This window comes from Citrobacter sp. CK202 (genome assembly GCF_030333225.1).
Classification (GTDB): domain Bacteria; phylum Pseudomonadota; class Gammaproteobacteria; order Enterobacterales; family Enterobacteriaceae; genus Citrobacter_B; species Citrobacter_B koseri.
Genome location: NZ_JAOWGI010000027.1, coordinates 126,249 through 128,577 on the forward strand (window position 1 = coordinate 126,249; position 2,329 = coordinate 128,577).

Here is a 2,329-nt window from a genome sequence, read left to right on the forward strand (position 1 = left end):
CCGCCAAAACATCTTCGGCGTTGTAAGGTTAAGCCTCACGGTTCATTAGTACCGGTTAGCTCAACGCATCGCTGCGCTTACACACCCGGCCTATCAACGTCGTCGTCTTCAACGTTCCTTCAGGACTCTCAAGGAGTCAGGGAGAACTCATCTCGGGGCAAGTTTCGTGCTTAGATGCTTTCAGCACTTATCTCTTCCGCATTTAGCTACCGGGCAGTGCCATTGGCATGACAACCCGAACACCAGTGATGCGTCCACTCCGGTCCTCTCGTACTAGGAGCAGCCCCCCTCAGTTCTCCAGCGCCCACGGCAGATAGGGACCGAACTGTCTCACGACGTTCTAAACCCAGCTCGCGTACCACTTTAAATGGCGAACAGCCATACCCTTGGGACCTACTTCAGCCCCAGGATGTGATGAGCCGACATCGAGGTGCCAAACACCGCCGTCGATATGAACTCTTGGGCGGTATCAGCCTGTTATCCCCGGAGTACCTTTTATCCGTTGAGCGATGGCCCTTCCATTCAGAACCACCGGATCACTATGACCTGCTTTCGCACCTGCTCGCGCCGTCACGCTCGCAGTCAAGCCAGCTTATGCCATTGCACTAACCTCCTGATGTCCGACCAGGATTAGCTGACCTTCGTGCTCCTCCGTTACTCTTTAGGAGGAGACCGCCCCAGTCAAACTACCCACCAGACACTGTCCGCAACCCGGATTACGGGCCCACGTTAGAACACCAGCCATTAAAGGGTGGTATTTCAAGGGCGGCTCCATGCAGACTGGCGTCCGCACTTCAAAGCCTCCCACCTATCCTACACATCAAGGACCAGTGTTCAGTGTCAAGCTATAGTAAAGGTTCACGGGGTCTTTCCGTCTTGCCGCGGGTACACTGCATCTTCACAGCGAGTTCAATTTCACTGAGTCTCGGGTGGAGACAGCCTGGCCATCATTACGCCATTCGTGCAGGTCGGAACTTACCCGACAAGGAATTTCGCTACCTTAGGACCGTTATAGTTACGGCCGCCGTTTACCGGGGCTTCGATCAAGAGCTTCTCCCGAGGGATAACCCCATCAATTAACCTTCCGGCACCGGGCAGGCGTCACACCGTATACGTCCACTTTCGTGTTTGCACAGTGCTGTGTTTTTAATAAACAGTTGCAGCCAGCTGGTATCTTCGACTGATTTCAGCTCCATGAGTAAATCACTTCACCTACATATCAGCGTGCCTTCTCCCGAAGTTACGGCACCATTTTGCCTAGTTCCTTCACCCGAGTTCTCTCAAGCGCCTTGGTATTCTCTACCTGACCACCTGTGTCGGTTTGGGGTACGATTTCGTGTTACCTGATGCTTAGAGGCTTTTCCTGGAAGCAGGGCATTTGTCACTTCAGCACCGTAGTGCCTCGTCATCACGCCTCAGTGTTAAAGTGCACCGGATTTGCCTGGAGCACACACCTACACGCTTAAACCGGGACAACCGTCGCCCGGCCGACATAGCCTTCTCCGTCCCCCCTTCGCAGTAACACCAAGTACAGGAATATTAACCTGTTTCCCATCGACTACGCCTTTCGGCCTCGCCTTAGGGGTCGACTCACCCTGCCCCGATTAACGTTGGACAGGAACCCTTGGTCTTCCGGCGAGCGGGCTTTTCACCCGCTTTATCGTTACTTATGTCAGCATTCGCACTTCTGATACCTCCAGCATGCCTCACAGCACACCTTCAACGGCTTACAGAACGCTCCCCTACCCAACAACGCATAAGCGTCGCTGCCGCAGCTTCGGTGCATGGTTTAGCCCCGTTACATCTTCCGCGCAGGCCGACTCGACCAGTGAGCTATTACGCTTTCTTTAAATGATGGCTGCTTCTAAGCCAACATCCTGGCTGTCTGGGCCTTCCCACATCGTTTCCCACTTAACCATGACTTTGGGACCTTAGCTGGCGGTCTGGGTTGTTTCCCTCTTCACGACGGACGTTAGCACCCGCCGTGTGTCTCCCGTGATAACATTCTCCGGTATTCGCAGTTTGCATCGGGTTGGTAAGCCGGGATGGCCCCCTAGCCGAAACAGTGCTCTACCCCCGGAGATGAATTCACGAGGCGCTACCTAAATAGCTTTCGGGGAGAACCAGCTATCTCCCGGTTTGATTGGCCTTTCACCCCCAGCCACAGGTCATCCGCTAATTTTTCAACATTAGTCGGTTCGGTCCTCCAGTTAGTGTTACCCAACCTTCAACCTGCCCATGGCTAGATCACCGGGTTTCGGGTCTATACCCTGCAACTTAACGCCCAGTTAAGACTCGGTTTCCCTTCGGCTCCCCTATACGGTTAACC

At 54.1% G+C, this 2,329-nt stretch carries 1 rRNA gene; it reads right to left on the reverse strand.

Features of this window, described 5'->3' with window-relative positions:
• Positions 1-24: 24 nt before the first annotated feature.
• Positions 25-2,329: ribosomal RNA gene (locus tag OGX84_RS16060) — 23S ribosomal RNA — on the reverse strand; the annotation flags it as partial.